The organism is Arthrobacter sp. 05L421 (genome assembly GCF_056397785.1).
This window is the reverse complement of sequence record NZ_JBFTOC010000004.1, coordinates 1-21354: the sequence shown is the minus strand read 5'-3', so window position 1 is coordinate 21354 and position 21354 is coordinate 1. Positions and strand designations below refer to the sequence as shown.

Annotated in this window: 20 protein-coding genes; 15 read left to right on the top strand and 5 right to left on the bottom strand. The window is 67.8% G+C overall.

The annotated features are described in order from the left end of the window. Window positions 1-15: 15 nt before the first annotated feature. Both AC1DKQ_RS06640 and AC1DKQ_RS06635 read right to left on the bottom strand, forming a co-directional pair. On the bottom strand, window positions 16-981 hold the full coding sequence (locus AC1DKQ_RS06640) for a quinone oxidoreductase family protein (protein ID WP_476883871.1): 966 nt from the start codon (window positions 979-981) through the stop codon (window positions 16-18). A gap of 181 nt (window positions 982-1162) precedes the next feature. Beyond that, a complete protein-coding gene (locus AC1DKQ_RS06635) occupies window positions 1163-2254 on the bottom strand; it encodes a fatty acid desaturase family protein (RefSeq protein ID WP_277525968.1) in 1092 nt (363 codons plus the stop codon). A gap of 221 nt (window positions 2255-2475) precedes the next feature. On the opposite strand from AC1DKQ_RS06635, the gene argC reads away from it, so the two are divergent. The 10 genes from argC (at window position 2476) to AC1DKQ_RS06585 (ending at window position 12780) form a co-directional block, all read left to right on the top strand. Beyond that, on the top strand, window positions 2476-3519 hold the full coding sequence (argC, locus tag AC1DKQ_RS06630) for an N-acetyl-gamma-glutamyl-phosphate reductase (RefSeq protein ID WP_476883869.1): 1044 nt from the start codon (window positions 2476-2478) through the stop codon (window positions 3517-3519). Continuing rightward, window positions 3516-4682 (top strand): bifunctional glutamate N-acetyltransferase/amino-acid acetyltransferase ArgJ, encoded by a 1167-nt coding sequence (argJ, locus tag AC1DKQ_RS06625; RefSeq protein WP_476883868.1) that lies wholly within the window; start codon window positions 3516-3518, stop codon window positions 4680-4682. Before argC ends, argJ begins: the two co-directional genes overlap by 4 nt. A 24-nt stretch (window positions 4683-4706) precedes the next feature. Continuing rightward, complete coding sequence (argB, locus tag AC1DKQ_RS06620; RefSeq protein ID WP_229993930.1) at window positions 4707-5636, top strand: acetylglutamate kinase; 930 nt, start codon at window positions 4707-4709, stop codon at window positions 5634-5636. Beyond that, window positions 5633-7030, top strand: coding sequence for an acetylornithine transaminase (locus AC1DKQ_RS06615; RefSeq protein WP_476883867.1), 1398 nt, complete (start codon window positions 5633-5635; stop codon window positions 7028-7030). The genes argB and AC1DKQ_RS06615 overlap by 4 nt, the downstream gene beginning before the upstream one ends. An 8-nt stretch (window positions 7031-7038) precedes the next feature. Beyond that, entirely contained in the window at window positions 7039-8034 is a 996-nt protein-coding gene (gene argF / locus AC1DKQ_RS06610; RefSeq protein ID WP_476884022.1) for an ornithine carbamoyltransferase, read from the top strand. Further along, window positions 8034-8564 (top strand): arginine repressor, encoded by a 531-nt coding sequence (locus tag AC1DKQ_RS06605; protein WP_476918494.1) that lies wholly within the window; start codon window positions 8034-8036, stop codon window positions 8562-8564. The genes argF and AC1DKQ_RS06605 overlap by 1 nt, the downstream gene beginning before the upstream one ends. Before the next feature lie 109 nt (window positions 8565-8673). Continuing rightward, window positions 8674-9879: an argininosuccinate synthase gene (locus tag AC1DKQ_RS06600; RefSeq protein ID WP_476883865.1), complete on the top strand. Its 1206-nt coding sequence runs from the start codon at window positions 8674-8676 to the stop codon at window positions 9877-9879. Window positions 9880-9884: 5 nt separating this feature from the next. After that, a complete protein-coding gene (gene argH, locus AC1DKQ_RS06595) occupies window positions 9885-11312 on the top strand; it encodes an argininosuccinate lyase (RefSeq protein ID WP_476883864.1) in 1428 nt (475 codons plus the stop codon). A 151-nt stretch (window positions 11313-11463) separates the two neighbouring features. Then, window positions 11464-11985, top strand: coding sequence for a pyridoxine/pyridoxamine 5'-phosphate oxidase (locus AC1DKQ_RS06590; RefSeq protein WP_476883863.1), 522 nt, complete (start codon window positions 11464-11466; stop codon window positions 11983-11985). A 57-nt stretch (window positions 11986-12042) separates the two neighbouring features. Next, window positions 12043-12780, top strand: coding sequence for a maleylpyruvate isomerase family mycothiol-dependent enzyme (locus AC1DKQ_RS06585; protein WP_476918493.1), 738 nt, complete (start codon window positions 12043-12045; stop codon window positions 12778-12780). 83 nt (window positions 12781-12863) lie between these two features. Here the strand turns inward: AC1DKQ_RS06585 and AC1DKQ_RS06580 are convergent, their stop codons facing one another. Together AC1DKQ_RS06580 and AC1DKQ_RS06575 are read right to left on the bottom strand one after the other, a co-directional pair. Then, a complete protein-coding gene (locus tag AC1DKQ_RS06580; protein ID WP_476883861.1) occupies window positions 12864-13382 on the bottom strand; it encodes a methylated-DNA--[protein]-cysteine S-methyltransferase in 519 nt (172 codons plus the stop codon). After that, on the bottom strand, window positions 13379-14902 hold the full coding sequence (locus AC1DKQ_RS06575) for an AlkA N-terminal domain-containing protein (protein ID WP_476883860.1): 1524 nt from the start codon (window positions 14900-14902) through the stop codon (window positions 13379-13381). Before AC1DKQ_RS06575 ends, AC1DKQ_RS06580 begins: the two co-directional genes overlap by 4 nt. Window positions 14903-14992: 90 nt before the next feature. Between AC1DKQ_RS06575 and AC1DKQ_RS06570 the strand changes: the two genes are divergently transcribed. The 5 genes from AC1DKQ_RS06570 to tyrS all read left to right on the top strand — a co-directional run bounded on the left by AC1DKQ_RS06570 (window position 14993) and on the right by tyrS (window position 20891). Continuing rightward, window positions 14993-15733, top strand: coding sequence for a DNA-3-methyladenine glycosylase (locus tag AC1DKQ_RS06570; RefSeq protein WP_476918492.1), 741 nt, complete (start codon window positions 14993-14995; stop codon window positions 15731-15733). A gap of 64 nt (window positions 15734-15797) precedes the next feature. Further along, a complete protein-coding gene (locus AC1DKQ_RS06565) occupies window positions 15798-16397 on the top strand; it encodes a hypothetical protein (protein ID WP_476883858.1) in 600 nt (199 codons plus the stop codon). A gap of 130 nt (window positions 16398-16527) precedes the next feature. Then, complete coding sequence (locus AC1DKQ_RS06560) at window positions 16528-17049, top strand: adenine phosphoribosyltransferase (protein WP_476884021.1); 522 nt, start codon at window positions 16528-16530, stop codon at window positions 17047-17049. Window positions 17050-17198: 149 nt separating this feature from the next. Then, window positions 17199-19427: a HelD family protein gene (locus AC1DKQ_RS06555; protein WP_476883857.1), complete on the top strand. Its 2229-nt coding sequence runs from the start codon at window positions 17199-17201 to the stop codon at window positions 19425-19427. Window positions 19428-19577: 150 nt separating this feature from the next. After that, the gene (tyrS, locus tag AC1DKQ_RS06550) at window positions 19578-20891 is read left to right on the top strand and encodes a tyrosine--tRNA ligase (RefSeq protein ID WP_476883856.1); all 1314 of its coding nucleotides are present in this window, start codon (window positions 19578-19580) and stop codon (window positions 20889-20891) included. A gap of 177 nt (window positions 20892-21068) precedes the next feature. Here tyrS and AC1DKQ_RS06545 read toward each other — a convergent pair. Beyond that, the coding region (locus AC1DKQ_RS06545) for a hypothetical protein (RefSeq protein ID WP_476918491.1) at window positions 21069-21354 on the bottom strand (286 nt) is incomplete at its 5' end.

The following is a 21354-nucleotide window of genomic DNA, read 5'->3' as shown; positions in this document are numbered from 1 at the left end:
GGGGGACCGTGTGGCTTAGGGGACCAGGATGACTTTGCCGGTGGTGCGGCGCTGTTCCAGGTCATCGTGGGCGCGGGCTGCCTCGGCGAGGGAGTAGCGGGCGCCGATCCGGACCTTGAGGCTGCCGTCGGCGGCGGCGGCAAAGACTTCGTCGGAGCGCCAGCGGCGTTCCCGGGCGTCGCGAAGGTAGTGGCCCATGGTCGGCCGGGTAAGGTACAGCGAGCCGCCGGCGTTGAGCCGCTGCGGGTCGAACGGCGGGACCGGGCCGGACGCTGCGCCGAAGAGCACCAGCATGCCCCGGATGCGCAGCGACGCCAGGGAGGCGTCGAAGGTGTCTTTTCCGACGCCGTCGTACACCACGTCCGCGCCGGTGCCGTTGGTCAGATCCCGGACCCGCTCAGCGAAACCGTCGTAGCGCAGCACGTGGTCGGCCCCGGCGTCGCGGGCCAGCTGCTCTTTCTCGTCCGTCGAAACAGTGGTGATGACATGGGCGCCCTTGGCCTTGAGCAGCTGGATCATCAGGAGCCCGACGCCACCGGCGCCGGCGTGGACCAGGACCGTGTGGCCGGACTCGACCTTGAAGGTGGAGTTGATCAGGTAATGGGCCGTCACGCCCTGCAACGGCAGGGCCGCGGCAGTGAAATCGTCCAGGCCGTCCGGAACAGGGAGGGCCTTGTCCTCATCGACGAGGGCATAGCCGGCGTAGCAGCCAGCGCCCTCGGCCGTGGCCACCCGGTCGCCGGGAGCGAACCCGGTGACGGCGTCGCCGACCTCCTCCACGGTGCCTGCGGCCTCGGAACCGGGCGTGAAGGGGTAGCTGACCTTGTAGACGCCGCTGCGCTTGTAGGTGTCGATGAAGTTCACGCCGGCGGCGGCGACCCTGACGAGCAGCTGGCCGGGCCCGGGAACGGGGCGGGCTGCTTTCTCGAGCTCCAGGACCTCGGGGCCCCCGGCCTGGCGGGCGACGATTGCGTGCATCATGTGGCTCCTTTTCCGGGCGGGAAAGTCTGTCCCGGTCCCTGGGTCCATCCTAGGGACACTGGCGGTAACCATGAAGGGGCGTTCCGTAACCATCCGTCACGAGATGCTTCACCTGACGCCGTCCGGACGCGGCGGGTCCTGCGCGGCCGCCGGGTGATGCGTCCTTAGCAGCGGCGGCAGACTAGTAGCGGCGGGTGACCGTTGCCATCGGGCATTCGAAGTGGCGGCCCGCGGCGAGCCCGACGTCGTTGAGGTAGCGGACGATGATGGCGTACGACTGCATCAGCGTGGTTTCCGTGTAGGGGACCTGGTGCTTGGCGCAGTACTCGCGGACGATCTTGGCGGCCTTGTCCAGCTGGGGGCGGGCCATGTCCGGGAAGAGGTGGTGTTCTGCCTGGCGGTTGAGGCCGCCGAGGAGGATGTCCATGAAGCGGCCGCCCGAGATGTTCCGGGAGGTGAGGACCTGGCGGCTGAAGAAGTCGACCCGGCTGTCCGCCGGCAGGACCGGCATGCCCTTGTGGTTCGGCGCGAAGGACGCGCCCATGTAGAAGCCGAACACGGCCAGCTGGACGCCGATGAAGGCGAACGCCATGCCCAGCGGCAGGAAGGAGAAGGCGAGAACCGGCAGCAGGCTGAGCCGGACGGCGAGGATCGGGATTTCAACCCAGCGGTGCGTGACCTTGGCGCGGCGGACGATGAATTTCACGGAATCGATCTGGAGGCCCAGGCCCACCAGGAACAGGAGCGGGAAGAAGAACCAGCCCTGCTTGCGGGTCAGGAATGCGAGGCGGCCCTGGCGGTCGGCTACGGCTTCGGCGTGGAAGGCGATGGGCCCGGGCGCGATGTCCGGGTCCTTGGAAATGACGTTCGGGTGATTGTGGTGCGCACCGTGCTTCTGCTCCCACCAGGAGTAGCTGATGCCCGCCACGGACGTGGCGAGCAGCCGTGCGGCCCAGTCGTTGGCGCGGCGGGACGCGAAGATCTGCCGGTGCCCGGCCTCGTGGGCCAGGAAGCTCAGTTGCGTGCAAATGATGCCCAAGGCGGCGGCGATCAGGAGCTGGAACCAGCTGTCACCGATCAGCGCAAAGCCGAACCAGGTCGCGGCCATGAGGAGGGCAAGCACCGAAAACACGGTGATGTAGAAGCCGACACGGCGTTCCAGGAGACCGGCTGCCTTCACGGTCTTGAGCAGTTCCGAATAGCTGAGAACGACGGCGTTGGGTTGCCTGACTCGCGATTTAGGGCGCTCTGGGGTGGTGAGCGTAGTGGTCATAGGGGTTGCCTCGTTGCTGTTTGCGGGCAACGCTGCAGCTGGCATTTGCAGCGGCACGGTCTGGATCACCCTTTACCAAGCATACGCCCCAGGGGTTCTGCGGGCCGCCGATCGGGCTCCACACGCGGGTGGATTCAGGCACAGACGGGTGCATTTAGGCACAAGTGCATTCATGCATAAATATCGGCACCTATGCATACTCTTGCTGTATAGTCGTGCTTATGACTATTTCTGTTGCCGTTTCCGGGGCGAGCGGCTATGCCGGCGGCGAGGTCCTGCGGCTCCTCGCCGGCCATCCCGACGTCACCATCGGTGCCATCACGGCCCACAGCAACGCCGGTTCCAGACTAGGGGAATTACAGCCGCATCTCCATGGCCTGGCGGACCGGATCCTTGAAGACACCACCGTGGATAACCTGGCCGGCCACGACGTCGTGTTCCTGGCGCTTCCGCACGGGGCATCCGCCGAGATCGCGGCGCAGCTGCCCGCCGGAACCGTGGTGATCGACGCCGGGGCGGACCACCGCCTCGAGGACCCCCAGGCCTGGGAGAAGTTCTACGGCTCCGCGCACGCCGGGACCTGGCCCTACGGCCTTCCGGAACTGCCCGGCCAGCGTGACGCCCTCCGCGGCGCCACCCGGATCGCCGTCCCCGGCTGCTACCCGACGTCGGCCCTGCTGGCCCTCACGCCCGGCTTCAGCAGCCAGCTGCTGGACGGCGACGACGTCGTGATCGTCTCAGCATCCGGCACCTCGGGGGCCGGCAAGGCCGCCAAGGTCAACCTGATCGGCGCCGAAGTCATGGGCTCCATGAGCCCCTACGGGGTAGGCGGGGGACACCGGCACACCCCGGAGATCGAGCAAGGACTCTCCAAGGCGCTTGGCGCTCCGGTCACCGTCTCCTTCACGCCCACGCTGGCACCGATGAGCCGGGGCATCCTCACGACGGCGACAGCCAAGGTCCGGCAGCAGCCAGGACGCAGCGTCACCGCCGAGGAGCTCCGCCGTGCCTGGGCCGAGGCCTACGACGACGAACCGTTCGTGCACTTGCTCCCGGAGGGCCAGTGGCCGTCCACCAAGTCGGTCCAGGGATCGAACCACACGGTCATGCAGCTTGCCTTCGATGAGCACACCGGCCGCGTGATCGTGTGCTGCGCCATCGACAACCTGACCAAGGGGACCGCCGGCGGGGCCGTGCAGTCCATGAATATTGCCCTCGGCCTGGCGGAATCCGCCGGCCTCAACCTCCAGGGAGTCGCACCGTGAGCATCACCGCACCGCAGGGATTCCGCGCCGCCGGCGTGACGGCCGGCCTCAAGGTTTCCGGCAAGCCGGACGTTGCCCTCGTGGTCAACGACGGCCCGTCCAAGGCCGCCGCGGCGGTCTTCACGTCCAACCGCGTCGCCGCGGCCCCCGTGCACTGGTCCCGCGAGGTGGTCAAGGACGGCCGCGTGGACGCCGTTTTCCTCAACTCCGGCGGGGCGAACGCCTGCACCGGGCCCCAGGGCTTCCAGAACACCCACATCACCGCGGAGAAGACCGCGGAGGCCCTCGGCGTCTCGGCTACCGACGTCGTGGTCTGCTCCACCGGACTGATCGGCGAACAGCTGCCCATGGAGAAGATCCTGGCCGGGATCGGTTCCGCCTCCGCGGCCCTGGCGGCGGACGGCGGTCCCGCGGCGGCCACCGCGATCATGACCACGGACTCCGTGTCCAAGCAGGCCGTCTTCACCGGCGCGGACTCCAAGGGCACCGAGTTCACCATCGGCGGCATGGCCAAGGGTGCCGGCATGCTGGCCCCTGGCCTGGCCACCATGCTGGTGGTCCTCACCACGGACGCCGACGTCCCGCCGGACATGCTCGACGCCGAACTCCGCAACGCCACCCGGGTCACCTTTGACCGGGCGGACTCTGACGGCTGCATGTCCACCAATGACACCGTGGTGCTGCTGGCATCCGGGGCCTCCGCTGCCGTGCCGACCGCCGCCGACTTCGGCGCGGGCCTGACCCAGGTCTGCGCCGAGCTGGCCCGCAAGCTGATCGGCGACGCCGAGGGCGCCAGCCACGACATCGCGATCCGGACGTTCAACGCCGCGAGCGAGCGGGACGCCGAAATCGTCAGCCGCGCCGTCGCCCGTTCCAACCTCTTCAAGACCGCGATTTTCGGCAAGGACCCCAACTGGGGCCGCGTGCTGTCCGCCGTCGGCACCACCGACGCGGCCTTCGATCCTGACCAGCTGAACGTGTCCATGAACGGCGTGCAGATCTGCCGCAACGGCAGCATCGGCGATGACCGGAACCTCGTGGACCTCGAACCGCGTGAGGTCCTCGTCGAAATCGACCTGCAGGCGGGCGGGGCCGAGGCCACGATCCTCACGAACGACCTCACCCACGACTACGTCCACGAAAACAGCGCCTACTCCAGCTAGGCGGTTCCGGGAAGGACGAACAGCATGAACACCCAGACACGCGAGACCACCTCCCAGTCGGACGCCCGGGACAAAGCCGCCACGTTGATCGAGGCGTTGCCCTGGATCCAGCGCTTTGCCGGCAGCACCATGGTGATCAAGTACGGCGGCAACGCCATGGTCAACGACGAGCTCCGCCGCGCCTTCGCCGAAGACGTCGTGTTCCTGCACCACGTCGGCATCCACCCCGTGGTGGTGCACGGCGGAGGCCCGCAGATCAACGCCATGCTCAGCCGGCTCGGGATCGAATCCGAGTTCAAGGGCGGCTTGCGCGTCACCACGCCCGAGGCCATGGACGTGGTCCGGATGGTCCTCACCGGGCAGGTGGGGCGCGAGCTCGTGGGCCTGATCAACTCCCACGGCCCTTACGCCGTCGGCATGTCCGGCGAGGACGGGGGACTGCTCCGCGCGGTCCGCACCGGCACCGTAGTGGACGGTGAGGAAGTGGACTTGGGCCTGGTCGGGGAAGTGGTTGGCGTCAACCCGGAAGGCATCGTCGACATCCTCGCGGCCGGCCGGATCCCGGTGGTCTCCACCGTTGCCCCGGAAATCTCCGCAGACGGTTCCACCACCGGACAGGTACTGAATGTCAACGCGGACACGGCGGCGGCGGCGGTCGCGTCGGCGCTGGGTGCATCCAAGCTGGTCATCCTGACCGATGTCGAAGGCCTCTACGCCAACTGGCCGGACAGGTCATCGCTGATCTCGTCGCTGACGGCTTCGGAGTTGCGCGAGATGCTGCCGCGCCTTGAGTCCGGCATGATCCCGAAGATGGCGGCCTGCCTGAAAGCGATTGACGACGGCGTCGAGCGCGCCCACATCGTGGACGGCCGCCTGCCGCACTCGATGCTGCTGGAAACCTTTACGACCGCCGGCATCGGCACCCAGGTCGTCCCCGACGAGGAAAGCAAATGAACCAGATCGAAACCGCACCTTCCACGGATCTTGAACATTCTCCGGTAGGGGAGTTGGTTCACTCGCGCGCCACCGGCGCACAGTGGCTCTCCCGCTACTCGTCCTCCTTACTGGGTGTCTTCGGCACGCCGCAGCGGGTCCTGGTCCGCGGCGCCGGCTGCCTCGTATGGGACGCCGATGGCAAGGAGTACCTGGACCTGCTCGGCGGCATCGCCGTGAACGCGCTCGGGCACGCCCACCCGTTCGTCACCTCGGTGATCTCCAGCCAGCTGGCCACTCTGGGCCACGTCTCGAACTTCTTCACGAGCCCCACCCAGATCGCCTTGGCCGAGAAGCTGCTGGAACTGTCCAAGGCGCCGGCCGGCTCCAAGGTGTTCTTCGCCAACTCCGGCACCGAGGCCGTTGAGGCGGCCTTCAAGCTGGCGCGCCGGAACACAGGCGCCAGCACAAAGAGCGCAGGCGGGGACAGTGCAGAGAAGCCGCGCACCAAGATCATCGCGCTCGAAGGCGCGTTCCACGGGCGCACCATGGGTGCCCTCGCGCTGACGGCGAAGGAGGCGTACCGGGCGCCGTTCGCACCGCTGCCCGGCGGCGTCGTGCATGTGCCGTTTGGTGACATCGAGGCCCTCCGCGCGGCCGTGGACGAGACAACCGCAGCCGTCTTCCTCGAACCGATCCAAGGCGAGGCCGGCGTCCGGCCGTTGCCCGCCGGCTACCTCAAGGCCGCCCGGGAGGCCACGAGCGCGTCCGGCGCCCTGCTGATCCTTGACGAGGTCCAGACCGGCATCGGCCGCACCGGCAAATGGCTGGCCAGCGAGGACGCCGGAATCGTGCCCGACGCCGTGACCCTCGCGAAGGGCCTCGGCGGCGGCTTCCCGGTGGGCGCGCTCGTGACATTCGGACCGGAAACGTCCGCCCTGCTGACCGCCGGCCAGCACGGGACCACCTTTGGTGGCAACCCGGTGGCCACCGCGGCCGCCCTCGCAACCCTGCACGTCCTCGAAAACCAGGACATCCTGGCCCACGTCCGGAGCCTGGGGGAGCACCTGCGCGCCGGCCTCGCCGGAATCCCCGGCGTCACCGAGGTCCGCGGCGAGGGGCTGCTGATCGGCTTCGACCTCGACGGCGACGTCGCCCCCGGCGTCGTCACCGCCGGCCTCGACGCCGGGTTCATCGTCAACAGCCCGGGCCCGCGCACCATCCGACTCGCGCCGCCGCTGATCCTGACCACCGAACAGGCCGACCGCTTCCTGGCGGCGCTGCCGGCCTTGCTCGAAACCGCCAAGGCCACTGCCGAAAACACCGCAGAAAAAACTGCCGAACAGACTGCCGATCAGGTCCAGGCCGAACAGCCCGCCACTTCAAGTAACAACGCCGCAAAGGACGCCAAGTGACCGCCGCCGTGACCACATCAGTGCCCACCCGCCACTTCCTCAAGGACACGGACCTCAGCCCGGCCGAACAGGCCGAAGTCCTCGAGCTCGCCGTCCGGATGAAGGCCGCGCCTTACAGCGTGCAGCCCTTCGCCGCGGCGGGCAGCGGCCGCCAGACCGTGGCCGTCATCTTCGACAAGACCTCCACCCGGACCAGGGTCTCCTTCGCCACCGGAATCGCGGATATGGGCGGCAACGCGCTCATCATCAACCCCGGAGAGGCGCAGATCGGGCACAAGGAATCGGTCGAGGACACCGCCAAGGTGCTCGAACGCATGGTGTCCACCATCGTGTGGCGCACCGGCGCGCATGCCGGACTCGTCGCCATGGCCGCGAACTCACGCGTTCCGGTCATCAACGCCCTGTGCGATGACTACCACCCCTGCCAGCTCCTCGCCGATCTCTTGACCGTCAAAGAGCACAAGGGCTCGCTCCAGGGCCTGACCATGGCGTACCTGGGCGACTCGGCCAACAACATGGCCAATTCCTACCTGCTGGCCGGCGTCACGGCGGGCATGAACGTCCGGATCGCCGGACCCGTTGGCTTCCTGCCGTCCGCGGAGATCATCGCCGCCGCCGAGGACCGCGCCGCGGAGACCGGCGGCTCGGTGCTGGTGACGGTTGACGCCGCCGAGGCGCTCCTTGGCGCCGACGTCGTGGCTACCGACACGTGGGTGTCCATGGGCCAGGAGGCGGAGAAAGGAGCGCGGATGAAGTTGTTCCGCAACTATGCCGTGGACAGCGCGGCGATGAAGCTCGCGGCGCCGGACGCCGTCGTGCTGCACTGCCTGCCGGCCTACCGGGGCTACGAGATCGCCGCGGACGTCATTGACGGCCCGCAGTCGGTGGTCTGGGACGAGGCCGAAAACCGGCTCCATGCCCAGAAGGCGCTCATGGCCTGGCTCATGCACCGCTCCGGCCTGGCTGTTGTCGATGGGCTGGCGCCGGCGGACGGCTTGGCCTGATGACCGTCCAGCCAGCCTCTCCGGGGGCCAGCCCGGCCACCAAGACAGCCCGGCAGGCACGGATCACGGCGATTCTGACAGGCGAATCGGTCCGTTCCCAGGCCGAGCTCGCGGCGCTGCTCGCGGACGACGGCGTCCAGGTCACCCAGGCCACGCTCTCCCGCGACCTCGTGGAACTCGGCGCCGTCCGGGTCCGCGGCAAGGACGGCGTGTTGATCTACGCCGTCCCGGGCGAGGGCGGCGAACGGGCGGCCAAGAGCGGCGTCACGCAGGAAATCCTCGATGCCCGGCTGACCCGGCTGTGCGGGGAACTGCTCGTCACCGCCGAAGCTTCGGCCAACCTTGTGGTACTCCGGACCCCGCCGGGCGCCGCGAACTTCCTTGCCCTCGCCATCGACCACTCCGTGATGCCCTCGATCCTGGGCACCATCGCTGGGGACGACACCGTCCTGCTTGTCACCCGCGACCCCCTGGGCGGCGCGGACATCGCCGCACGCTTCCTGCAGTTCGCCGAGGAAGCCGGCCAATAAGCCGCACCACGAGCCTTTCAAGGGACCGGGCGCACCGGGCTTGTGACAGGCTTGCAACAGAGATTTTTCCCAGACTTACAGCATCACCAAACAACTAAGGAGCATTTCCGTGACTGAGCGTATTGTTCTGGCCTACTCCGGTGGCCTGGATACTTCCGTAGCCATCGGCTGGATCGGTGAAGCCACCGGCGCCGAGGTCATCGCCGTGGCGGTCGACGTCGGACAGGGCGGCGAATCGCTGGAGACCATCCGCCAGCGCGCGCTGGGCTGCGGCGCCGTTGAAGCCTACGTCGCCGACGCCAGCGACGAGTTCGCCAACGAGTACTGCGTGCCCACGCTGAAGGCCAACGCCCTCTACCAGGGCCACTACCCGCTGGTCTCGGCCATCTCCCGCCCGGTGATCGTCAAGCACCTGGTCAAGGCCGCCCGCGAATTCGGGGCCACCACGGTGGCCCACGGCTGCACCGGCAAAGGCAACGACCAGGTCCGCTTCGAAGTCGGCATCCAGACCCTCGGCCCGGACCTGAAGTGCATCGCCCCGGTCCGCGACCTCGCCCTGACCCGCGACAAGGCCATCGCCTTCGCCGAGGAAAAGGGCCTGCCCATCGAGACCACCAAGAAGAACCCGTACTCGATCGACCAGAACGTCTGGGGCCGCGCCGTCGAAACCGGCTACCTCGAAGACATCTGGAACGCCCCCACCAAGGACATCTACGACTACACCGCCACCCCGGAATTCCCGCCGGCGCCGGATGAGGTCACCATCTCCTTCGAAGCCGGCGTGCCGGTGGCGATCGACGGCGTCAAGGTCACCCCGCTGCAGGCCATTAAGGAACTCAACCGCCGTGCCGGCGCCCAGGGCGTCGGCCGGATCGACGTCGTCGAGGACCGCCTCGTGGGCATCAAGTCCCGCGAAATCTACGAGGCACCGGGCGCCATGGCGCTCATCACCGCACACAAGCACCTCGAGGACATCACCATCGAGCGCGAGCAGGCCCGCTTCAAGGCGACCGTCGGCCAGCGCTGGGCCGAGCTGGTCTACGACGGGCAGTGGTTTTCACCGCTCAAGCGCTCCCTCGACGCCTTCATCGAGGACACCCAGCGCTACGTCACCGGCGACATCCGCATGGTGCTGCACGGCGGCCAGGCGATCGTCAACGGACGCCGCTCCGAGACCTCGCTCTACGACTTCGACCTCGCCACGTACGACACCGGCGACACGTTCGACCAGTCGATGGCGCGCGGCTTCATCGAGCTGTGGGGCATGTCCGCCAAGGTTGCCGCCCGCCGCGACATCCGCGTCACAGGACAGTAGCCCCTGTGGCTGAGCATAAGTCCGAAGCTACAAATACGGGAGCGCTGTGGGGCGGCCGGTTCGCCGGCGGCCCCGCCGACGCCCTCGCAGCCCTGAGTAAGTCCACGCACTTTGACTGGCGGCTGGCCCGCTACGACATCGCCGGGTCCAAGGCGCACGCCCGCGTGCTGCACAAGGCCGGGCTGCTGGACGACGCCGAACTCGAGGGCATGCTGGCCGCGCTGACCCAGCTGGATGAGGACGTCGCCTCCGGCGCCTACCTGCCGGCGGAGTCCGATGAGGACGTGCACGGTTCGCTGGAGCGCGGCCTGATCGAGCGCGCCGGCACCCAGCTCGGCGGCAAGCTCCGCGCCGGCCGGTCCCGCAACGACCAGGTGGCCACGCTGGGACGGATGTTCCTGCGCGACCACGCCCGGATCATCGCCCGCGGCGTGCTCGCCACGATCGACGCCCTGGTGGACCAGGCCAAGGCGCACCAGGGGGTGGCCATGCCCGGCCGCACCCACCTGCAGCATGCCCAGCCGGTCCTGCTTAGCCACCACCTGCTGGCCCACGCCTGGGCACTGCTGCGCGACGTGCAGCGGCTGGCGGACTGGGACAAGCGCGCCGGCGTTTCGCCCTACGGCTCGGGCGCCCTGGCTGGCTCGTCGCTGGGACTGGACCCGGAGGCCGTCGCAGCCGATCTCGGCTTCTTCTCAGCGACGCACAACTCGATCGACGGCACCGCCTCCCGCGACGTCTTCGCCGAGTTCGCCTGGATCACGGCCATGATCGGCGTGGACCTCTCCCGGGTCTCGGAGGAAGTGATCCTGTGGGCCACGAAGGAGTTCTCCTTCGTCACCCTGCACGATTCCTACTCCACCGGCTCCTCGATCATGCCGCAGAAGAAGAACCCGGACGTGGCGGAATTGGCGCGAGGAAAGGCGGGCCGGCTGATCGGCAACCTGACAGGGCTGCTGGCCACCCTGAAGGGCCTGCCGCTCGCGTATAACCGCGACCTGCAGGAGGACAAGGAACCGGTCTTCGACGCCGCCGACACGCTGGAGGTCCTGCTCCCGGCAGTGTCCGGCATGATCGCGACGCTGACGTTCAACACCGAACGGATGGAAGCGCTGGCACCGCAGGGCTTCGCGCTGGCGACCGACATCGCCGAATGGCTGGTCCGCCAGGGCGTTCCCTTCCGCGAGGCCCACGAGCTTTCCGGCGCCGCGGTGAAGCAGGCCGAAAGCCGAGGCGTCGAGCTTTGGGACCTGACGGACGGGGAATACGCGGCCATCTCGGAGCACCTGACGCCGGAGGTCCGCACGGTCCTGTCCACTGAGGGTTCGCTCAACAGCCGGAACTCCCAGGGCGGCACCGCGCCGGCCGCCGTCGAACGCCAGTTGCTGGTCCTCGCCGGCGAGCTCGCCGGCGTGCGGGAGTACGCGGGGTAGCACCCTTTGGTCTGTGCGCGAGGGGGCACTTCACGGCAATGTTTTTCGTAAACACTGCCGTGAAGTGCCCCCATCCGCACCCTAACCTCGCAAGCTCGGCCAGGGAACCCTGCGGGCCTGGGCCCCGTCTCGCGGCGTTTAAGGTGGGTGCATGAGCGAAACGTTCCGGCAAATGCTCCGTGCCCTGCCCGATTTCCCCGAAGTGCTCCCGGACTTCGATCCGGCCTCAGCGCCCGAAGACCCGGTGGAGCTGTTCCGGCTATGGCTGGACGAGGCCCTGGCCGCCGGGGTGCCGCAGCCGAACGCCTGCAGCCTGGCCACCTCCGACGCACAGGGCCGGCCGTCGTCGCGGATGCTGATCCTGAAGGACATCGACGCCGACGGCTGGCACTTCGCGACCTCCCGGGGATCCCGGAAGGGGCTGGAGCTCGCGGCCAACCCGAACGCGGCGCTGAACTTCTTTTGGCAACAGCAAGGCCGCCAGGTGCGGGTAGCCGGGGACGTCGTAGAGCTGTCCGCCGAGGCGTCGGCCGCTGACTGGCAGGCCCGGCCGGGAGCAGACGGTGGCGAGAATCCGGACTGGCAGCTGTACGCCATCCGGCCCCGCGAAATCGAATTCTGGCAGGCCCGGCACGACCGCCGGCACATCCGGCACCGCTACGCGCCCCGCTGATCGGGTTCCGCTCAGTTAATCCGAGCTAATTGGGTGGCTCGGTTTAGGATGGGCGCCATGACCTCAATCACACCAGAGAACCTTCGGGCCGAACTGCACCGCGCCGCCGACGTCGTGACCGGAATCGCCGCGAAACTGACGGAACAGGACATCAAAGCGCCCTCGGAACTGCCCGGCTGGAGCCGCGGGCACGTGCTGGCCCACATCTGCGGGATCGCCAACGCGATGGGCCGCCAACTGGAATACGCCGCCCGCGGTGAGAGCGTGGAACTCTACGACGGCGGCTCCGCGGGGCGAAACCGCGCCATCGACATGGCGGCCGGCCACAGCCTGGCTGAGCACCGGGCCGACCTCGACGCAGCGCTGGGCAGGGCCCTGCGCGCCTTCGACTCGCTTGACGCCGCTGGCTGGCGCGAGCCCATCACCTACCGCGGGGGAGTCGTGTTCGACGGCGGCCTGGCACTGTGGCGCGAACTCGTCATCCATGCGGCCGATCTCGGCACCGGCCACAGACCGGAAACCTGGAGCCGGCCCTTCTGCGGGCACCTCTTCGATTTCCTCTCCGCCCGGGTGCCCGAGGGCCAGCGCTTCATACTGCAGCCGCTCGGCCTGCCCGCGGTGGCCATCGGGAGCGGCGGGACATCTACGGTGATCAACGGGATGCTCACGGATATCGCCGCGTGGCTCGCCGGGCGCACCCCCACGCTCGGCAGCCTTCGCGCCACCGCCGCGGCCGACGGCGTCGACCTCCCGGAACTTCTGCCCTGGCCCGCCGGAGTGCCCGTCAACAACTAGGTTTCGGACCTTTGCGGCCAGCTCTCGGCCGGCGGGGTGCCCGGCGCCCCTGCCCGCTGCCCCTTGCCCGGGCCCCTCTAGGCCTAGGGCCTTACCGTTGCGAGGGCGAGTTCGTGCTCCCGGTCCAGCAGGCTGCCCTTGACGGCCAGTCCCCAGCGGAACCCGCCCAGGGTCCCGTCGGTGCGGATGACGCGGTGGCAGGGAACAAACAGGGCCGCCGCGTTAAAGGCGCAGGCACTGGCCGCGGCCCGGACGGCCTTGGCGTTGCCGGACAGCTCCGCGTACTCCGTGTAGGTCACCGGGCGCCCGGGAGCGACCGTGCGCAGCACGTCCCAGGCGTGGCTGCGGAAGGGACCTGACTTCTGCAGCACCGGCACCGCCATAGCCGGCACCGGATCGCCGGCGTAGAACGCCTCCACTGCCTCAGAGATGGGGCCCAGCCCGGAAACGGTTTCGAATTCACCCGGCAGCAGGTCCGCGTGGATCTGCCCGGTCAGTTCGCCGGGAACAGCGGTCCAGCCCGAGGAAAGGACGGCGCCGTCGCGGGCAATGATGGTGAAAGGACCGTCCGGGGTGGACATGGTCAACAGCTGGGCTTTCATGGTTTCGCTTTCTTCGGAGCCTGTTTTTGAGTCTGCTTTTGAGTTAAAGACAGCGCACGCGCCGCGGCCTGGGCAGCCGCTGCTGCACGCCAAAGATGCATGGTGGCGTAGGAGCGCCACGGGCTGACCTCACGGAAATCGGGGGTCAGTGTGGCCCCGGTGGGGGTCCGGGCGAGTGACCGGATGCCGTTGCGGACCGCGGCATCGTTGGCCAGGAACACGTCCGGCGCCCCGATGACCCGCATCGCGACATATCCCACGGTCCACGGCCCGACGCCGGCCAGTGGCAGGAGCTTGGCCTCCAGCCCGTGGACGTCGTCGCCATAGCCGAAGTCCAGGTCGCCCGAGGCCATAGCCGCGGCTGCGCCGCGGACGGCATCGATCCGCCGTTGGGGGCCGCGGAGCAGTTCGAAGCCGGTCTCCGCAATCTGGGTGGCCGTCGGGAACAGCCGGTGGAGGCCGTCGTCGGGCACCAGGCTCGCGCTCCCGACAGCGGAAAGTTGGACCAGGGCGGTCCGCGCGGCGGCCACCGTGATCTGCTGGCCAATCATGGCCCGGATCAGCAGTTCCTGCGGATCAACGGCGCCGGGCATTCGCATGCCGGGCGTGCGCGCCACCGCGGCGGCCAGCCGGGGATCGGCCGTGAGGGCGGCATCGATGGCGACCGGATCGGCGTCCAGGTCCAGCAGGCGGCGGACCCTGCTCAGCAGGGCGGCCAGGTCGCGGAGATCGACGGCGCCGATGGTCAGCACGAGCGGGCGCCCGGGCGCCCCGGCGTCGTAGTCCACCCGGAAGCGGGCATCGCCGTGCGTCAGCCGCAGGGTCCGGGCGTAGGAACTGGACGTACCTTCCTCGACCCCGGGGATGGCGCGGACGGCGAGGAAGTCGAAGACGCCTGGGTCGAACGGTTCGCGGTACGGAAGGTTCAGCGTGAGCGCGGTGGTCGCCGCGGGGGAGCGGTGATGCCGGGCTGTGGCCCGGAGCGCGGAAGGCGTCATCGCAAAGACCTCGCCGATGGTCTCGTTGAACTGGCGCACGCTGCTGAATCCGGCGGCGAAGGCGATGTCCGAGACCTTCATGGCGGTGGAGACCAGCAGGGTGCGGGCGGTCTGCGCGCGGCTCGCCCGCGCCAGGGACAGCGGACCGGCGCCGAGTTCGTGGCTGAGGATCCGGTTGAGTTGGCGCGAGGAGTAGCCGAGCCGGGCCGCCAGCCCCTCGACACCGTCGCGGTTGATCACGCCGTCGTTGATGAGCCGCATGGCCCGCCCGGCGATATCGGAGCGCACGTTCCACGCCGGCGTGCCGGGCACGGCCTCGGGCAGGCAGCGTTTGCAAGCCCGGTAGCCGGCGTCGTGCGCGGCAGCGGACGTCTCATAGAACGTGACGTTGTCCGCCTTGGGCGTCCGCGCGGGGCACGAGGGCCGGCAGTAGATGCCGGTGGTCCGGACAGCGGTGTAGAACTGCCCGTCGAAACGGGTGTCGCGGGCGTCGATTGCCCGGTAGCGCTGCCAGAAGTCCATGACCCCATCCTGCCAGCTTCGCTGGACAGCTGCTAGCGGAATTCGGACACGGCCGTGTGGGCCTCCGGCGGCGTTTGTTAAAGTCTGAGCATGACTTCGAGCCCGCTTCCTGCCCAGCCCGGCACGTTCACTGGCGTACAGACCGGCACGGAAAAAGATGTCCAGCCTGGCACGGTTACAGGCACGGCTGCGTCGCTCCGGGAGCTGCTCTCGGCCGATGCGCGGCACGTGGCGCCACTGATCCTCGGCGCCGTGTTGACGCATGACGGGCGCGAGGGCTCCGTCTCCGTCCGGATAACCGAAGTGGAGGCGTACCTCGGCCCGCATGATTCGCGCCACCCTGATCCCGGCTCCCATACCTTCCGGGGCCAAACGGCCCGCAACACGCCGATGTTCGGCCCGGCCGGCCACCTGTACGTGTATTTCACGTACGGGATGCACCATTGCGCCAATATCGTGTGCGGGCCCGAGGGCGTTGCGTCCGCGCTGCTGCTGAGGGCCGGCGAGGTGGTGGCGGGTCATGAGCTGGCCGGGGCCAGGCGCCCGACGTCGAAATCGGACACCGACCTCGCCAGCGGCCCGGCCCGGCTTGCCACCGCGCTGGGATTGACGACGGCGGACAGCGGGCGGGACGCGCTGGCGCCGCCGTTCCGGCTGGAGCTGCCCGCGAACCCGCCGGAAGGGGTCGCTGTTGGCATCAGCTCTGGTCCCCGTGTCGGTGTCTCCGGCGCCGGCGGCAGCCACGACTACCCCTGGCGGTTCTGGCTCAGCGGCGACCCTACCGTCTCCCGCTACAAGGCGGCCAAGGCGCGCAACGCCGGCGGCGTGTAGCGCGCCAGACACTGTGCTGGCACACTCTGATGCCGGCGGGCGCGGTGCGGGATGATGGACCATTATGGGCGAGGGGAAACGCGGAAAACCGGGCAGTGAGCTGGAACGGCTTCAGATCTTTGCGCAGCTGGCCACCGAGTACTTCCGCATGGTCGAGCTGTTCTCGCCCGACGGCGGGCAAGTCGCCGTGGACTCCCTCGAGGCAGAGCGAAGGCACTGGGTTGAGCTCTTCCGGGCCGCCCTGCTGCGCAAATTCATCGTTCCGGAAGAACACGTTTCACTGAAACTCGTCGTCAGGGCCCTACGCCTGTGCAACTACTCGGCGGACGTCCGGATAGCCGGGGGCGCGGCAGAAGCGGCCAGTTTGTTCACGAACGGGATGATCCGGGACCGCCAGGCGCTGATGGCCGAAATCGCATTGGATGACCACGACCTGTTTGAGGACGTCCTCTACGGGCGGCTCCTCCATGGTGACGCCGACAGGTTCCGCCGGTCCGGGTGGGCCGGGGACTACGCCCGGCTGAGCCGCGTGGCGGCCGGACGGTTCGATGCCGAGCGCGCGCTGAGGAAGGCGCTGGGCGTGGTCTCCTATGGCCTTGCCAACGCCCTCCTGCGCCCGCCGGAACCGGGCGGCGGCGCCGAGCCTCCGCCGCCAGAGGCATAGGGATTTCTGGGAGGTCGCGAAACTGGCCCATCCGGTGCGGCTCCGGACGCCGCCGCCCGGGAAACGTCCAGCGGCCAGCCAGTAGGGTGGATGGGTGAATCACAGCGAACCGAACCAGACGAAGAGTGCAATGCCGGTGGATGAACTGATTAAAGGCCTATGCGCCACCATCCCGGACTATCCCAAACCAGGCATCAGCTTCAAGGACCTGACCCCGGTGTTCGCCGACGGCGCCGCCTTCGGGGCCGTCGTCGATGCCCTGGTGGGACCGTTCCAGGGCCAGTTCGACGCCGTGGCCGGAGTGGAAGCCCGCGGCTTCCTGCTCGCGGCAGCCGCCGCCTACGCCACTGGGACCGGAGTCATCACGGTGCGCAAGGCCGGCAAGCTGCCTCGCGAAGTGTTCTCCGAGGATTACGCGTTGGAATACGGCACGGCCACCCTTGAGCTGCACACCACCGACCTGGCGCCCGGGAGCAGGGTGCTGATCCTCGACGACGTGCTCGCCACCGGCGGTACGCTCGGCGCCGCGGCACGACTGTTCGAGCGGTGCGGGATCCACGTGGCCGGCATTGGTGTGGTCATGGAACTGGACGAACTTGCCGGCCGCACGGCGCTGACCGGCCACAACGTCCGCTCCCTGCTGCGGATATAGCGGGGCTGGCGAGGCTGGACCATCCGGGACGTGTCGGTAGAATTCCCTGACGAAGACTGCCTTGGCATTGTTTGGCGACATGCAACAGCCGTGCCCGCCGAAATGGCTGTAGAATGGTGGGTCCGTCTTTTTCGATAGGGGAACGTTCGATGCACGACGCTGATTTGGCCCATGAACGCGACTATGTGGCCGGACTTTACGCCCGGCTCGATGAGTTGCGGGTGGAGAAGCGCACCCAGCTGGCCCAGGTGCGCCGTGCCGGTGCCGTGGGCACCATGCAGAACGTTTCCGAACGCGATGCCTTCGCTGCCCTCTACGAGGACCGCCTCGCCCAGCTCGACGCAGTCGATGACCGGCTGGTTTTCGGCCGCCTGGACCTGGATTCCGGGGAGGCCCAGTACATCGGCCGCATCGGCCTGACCACCGAGGACCTGCAGCGGCTCATGGTGGACTGGCGTGCGCCCGAGGCCGGCCACTTCTACCAGGCCACGGCATTCGACCGGCAAGGCGTCCGCCGCCGCCGTCACCTGATCCTGCAGGGGCGCGAGGTCAAGGCAATCGAGGATGACGTGCTCGACGCCGACATGCTCGCGGACAATGATTCGCTCCAGGGCGAAGGCGCCCTGCTGGCTGCCCTGAACTCCAAGCGGACGGGCCGGATGTCAGACATCGTCGGCACCATCCAGTCCGAGCAGGACCGGATCATCCGTTCCTCCATCTCCGGCGCGCTCGTGGTCCAGGGTGGTCCAGGCACAGGCAAGACCGCCGTCGCCCTGCACCGCGCCGCGTACCTGCTGTACACGCACCGGGACAGGCTCAAGAGCGCCGGCGTCCTGCTGGTGGGGCCGACGTCGTCCTTCATGAAGTACATCGAACGCGTGCTGCCCTCGCTCGGCGAGACCGGCGTCGTGATGGCGAGCCTGGGTCGGCTCATGCCGGGCATCACCGCCGTTGCCGAGCCGGACTCCGCCGTCGCCGCCATCAAGGGCCGGCTGGACATGGCCGAGGTGATTGCCAACGCCGTGGCCAACCGGCAGCGCATTCCGGCCGGAAACCGGATCCTTGAGGTCGACGGCCGCAAGCTGGTTCTCACGCCGCGGCAGGTCCGTCGCGCCAAGGAAAGGGCGCGCGCCACTGGCAAGCCGCACAACGAGGCCCGCGTCTCCTTCGTCAAGATCCTGCTCCGCGAACTGACCGAGCAGCTGACGGAACTGGTGGAGGCCGGCAATATCGGCAACAACGCCGACCGCTCGTACCTGGCGGAGGATGTCCGCTCCGCCCGGGATGTCCGGATCGCCCTGAACCTGTGCTGGATGCCGATGACTCCCGAGAAGCTCGTGGGGGAGCTGCTGAGCAAGCCGGCCATCCTCGAGGCCTGCACCCCGAACCTCACCCCGGAGGAACGCGCGCTGCTGCTGCGCCCTGCCGGTTCGCCCTGGACCGAGTCCGACGTTCCGCTGCTCGACGAGGCCGCCGAACTGCTCGGCGAGCTTGATGCCGCCGCAGGACGGGGCCTGGCCCAGCAGGAACAGGACCGTGCCCGCGACCTCGCCAACGCCAAGCAGACCCTGGTCAACATGGAAACCGCCGGCGTGGACGTCCTCGTCACGGCCGAAGACCTGGTGGACCAGAACCAGGAGCGCGAGACGAGGCTGACCGCCGCAGAGCGCGCCACCACGGACCGTTCGTGGGCCTTCGGGCACATCGTGGTGGACGAGGCCCAGGAGTTGTCACCCATGCAGTGGCGGCTGCTGGTCCGCCGCTGCCCGCTGAAGTCGTTCACGATCGTGGGCGACATCGCCCAGACAAGTTCCGTGGCCGGCGCCAACTCCTGGCACAGCGCCCTGGGCCCCATGTTCGGCGACCGTTGGCAGCTCGAGGAACTGACCGTCAACTACCGCACACCGTCCCAGATCGCCGAGGCCGCGGCCCGCATGGCCACCGCGGCCGGACTGGTGGTCTCGGCGCCCAAGGCCGTCAGGGAAGGGCGCTGGTCCCCGGTCATCGACAACGTCGGCAAGGGCCAGATCGTCAACAAGCTCGTCGAAGTGCTTCCCGAGGAACTGGACGCCATCGAGGGCGGCCTGATGGCGGTCATCGCCGACGGCGATCTTCTCCCGGAGGCCAGCGCAGCACTGCGGGCCGTGTACGGTCACCGCGTCGGGACCGGAGCGGGAAGTTACGCGCAGGACATCGTAGTGATCAGTCCCCGCGAGGCAAAAGGACTGGAATTTGACGGAGTCGTGGTCCTGGAGCCGATGGACATGCTCAACCACGAGCACGGCCGGGTGGGCGACCTGTATGTGGCCATGACCCGGCCTACTCAGCGCCTGCGGCTCATCGCCGCCGCCGGAATCCCGGCAGGCATCGAGGAGTAGGCCGGCGGCCGGGCGACATTGGCTGTCCGCCTGCCGGGCTGTCCGCCTGCCGGGCAGCAACACGGCTGCCCGGCGGTATTGGCCGTCCGCCCGCTGGGCGTACGGCGTCAACTGCGATGCGGGTCCCTTGATCCTGCTAACTTAGATTCCGTGTCCCAGCTAAATATTCTCGATGCCCAGCAGAACGACCCCAGCTTTGCCAATATCTGGCAGGAGCTGAAATGGCGCGGCCTTGTCCACGTCTCCACGGATGAGGCGGAGCTCGAGAAGCTCCTCGCCGGCGAGCCCGTGACGTATTACTGCGGCTTCGATCCGACCGCGCCGAGCCTGCACCTGGGCAACCTGGTCCAGCTGCTGCTCATGCGCCGGATCCAGCTGGCCGGCCACAAGCCCCTCGGACTGGTGGGCGGATCCACAGGCCTGATCGGGGATCCGCGTCCGACGGCGGAACGCACCCTCAACACCAAGGACACCGTGTCCGAATGGGTGGGCTACCTGCAGGCCCAGGTCCGTCGCTTCCTCAGCTTCGAGGGCGACAACGCCGCCCAGATGGTCAACAACCTGGACTGGACGGCGCCGCTGAGCGCCATCGACTTCCTGCGCGAGATCGGCAAGCATTACCGTGTCGGCACCATGCTCCGCAAGGACGCCGTCGCATCCCGCCTCAGCTCTGAGGAAGGCATCAGCTACACGGAGTTCAGCTACCAGATCCTGCAGGGCATGGACTACCTGCAGCTGTTCCGCGACTACGGTTGCATGCTGCAGACCGGTGGCTCGGATCAGTGGGGCAACCTCACAAGCGGCACCGAACTCATCCGCAAGGTTGAGGGCAAGCACGTCCACGCCCTGGGTACGCCGCTGATCACCAACTCTGACGGCACTAAGTTTGGCAAGAGCGAAGGCAACGCGATTTGGCTGGATCCGGCCATGTGCAGCCCGTACGCCTTCTACCAGTTCTGGCTTAACACGGCCGACGCCGACGTCGCGGACCGCCTCAAAGTGTTCACCTTCCTGAGCCGGGCCGAGATCGAGGCTCTGGAACTGGCGATCGCCGAACGTCCGTTTGCCCGGGAGGGCCAGCGGAAACTGGCATACGAAGTGACCTCGCTGGTCCATGGCGTGGACGCCACGGAGAAGGTCATTGCGGCGTCGGCCGCGGTGTTCGGCAACGGCGATCTCTCCGTGCTGGATGAAGCGACCTTGCAGGCGGCGACCTCCGAGCTGCCGTCCGCCACTGTCGACGCCGGCGCCCTGGGCATCATCGAGCTGCTGGTCGCCTCCGGTCTGTCAGAGAGCAAGTCCGCCGCACGCCGAACTGTGGGGGAGGGCGGGGCCTACGTCAACAATGCGAAAGTGACCGACCCCGACGCCGTTATTGACTCCAGCCAGTTGCTGCATGGCCGCTACCTGCTCCTGCGCCGGGGCAAGAAGAACCTGGCGACGGTGGAAGTCGCCGCGTCCTGATTAGCCTCGAAACGCACCCTGCACGCTCCTCCCCGGCCGATTTGCACGGCCGGGGAGGAGCGTGTATTGTTTTCTGAGTCGCCGCCGTTGAGTGGTGACAAACCCCCACAAATGAGAAGCAATTTTTCATGCGCTAGGCGCACATAATGGAAATTGCTTCAATTCTGCTGGGCGGATTCACTCCACAACGTGAAATTCGGATGAAAATCCCGAATTTGCAAAGTGGAAATGAATGAAATAAGCTGTAAACATCGCAGCGAAGAAAAGCGAAATAAAGAATTCATGGAAATGAATTGTTTCGACAAGTATTCGAATGTGTCTGTTGTTTGAGAACTCAATAGTGTGCCAAGTTTGTTGATACCAATTTATTGTATTGAATTGGTTGAATTGACCAGRTYGCGCCATCCCGTGGTGTGGTCTGGTTTTTACAGCTGGTTTCAAATTTTGTGCATTGTGTGCATCC

Coding starts and splice junctions, on each gene's coding strand:
- AC1DKQ_RS06640 (WP_476883871.1), bottom strand. CDS start 981: ATGATGCACGCAATCGTCGCCCGCCAGGCCGGGGGCCCCGAGGTCCTG.
- AC1DKQ_RS06635 (WP_277525968.1), bottom strand. CDS start 2,254: ATGACCACTACGCTCACCACCCCAGAGCGCCCTAAATCGCGAGTCAGG.
- argC (WP_476883869.1), top strand. CDS start 2,476: ATGACTATTTCTGTTGCCGTTTCCGGGGCGAGCGGCTATGCCGGCGGC.
- argB (WP_229993930.1), top strand. CDS start 4,707: ATGAACACCCAGACACGCGAGACCACCTCCCAGTCGGACGCCCGGGAC.
- AC1DKQ_RS06615 (WP_476883867.1), top strand. CDS start 5,633: ATGAACCAGATCGAAACCGCACCTTCCACGGATCTTGAACATTCTCCG.
- AC1DKQ_RS06605 (WP_476918494.1), top strand. CDS start 8,034: ATGACCGTCCAGCCAGCCTCTCCGGGGGCCAGCCCGGCCACCAAGACA.
- AC1DKQ_RS06590 (WP_476883863.1), top strand. CDS start 11,464: ATGAGCGAAACGTTCCGGCAAATGCTCCGTGCCCTGCCCGATTTCCCC.
- AC1DKQ_RS06585 (WP_476918493.1), top strand. CDS start 12,043: ATGACCTCAATCACACCAGAGAACCTTCGGGCCGAACTGCACCGCGCC.
- AC1DKQ_RS06580 (WP_476883861.1), bottom strand. CDS start 13,382: ATGAAAGCCCAGCTGTTGACCATGTCCACCCCGGACGGTCCTTTCACC.
- AC1DKQ_RS06575 (WP_476883860.1), bottom strand. CDS start 14,902: ATGGACTTCTGGCAGCGCTACCGGGCAATCGACGCCCGCGACACCCGT.
- AC1DKQ_RS06570 (WP_476918492.1), top strand. CDS start 14,993: ATGACTTCGAGCCCGCTTCCTGCCCAGCCCGGCACGTTCACTGGCGTA.
- AC1DKQ_RS06565 (WP_476883858.1), top strand. CDS start 15,798: ATGGGCGAGGGGAAACGCGGAAAACCGGGCAGTGAGCTGGAACGGCTT.
- AC1DKQ_RS06560 (WP_476884021.1), top strand. CDS start 16,528: ATGCCGGTGGATGAACTGATTAAAGGCCTATGCGCCACCATCCCGGAC.
- AC1DKQ_RS06555 (WP_476883857.1), top strand. CDS start 17,199: ATGCACGACGCTGATTTGGCCCATGAACGCGACTATGTGGCCGGACTT.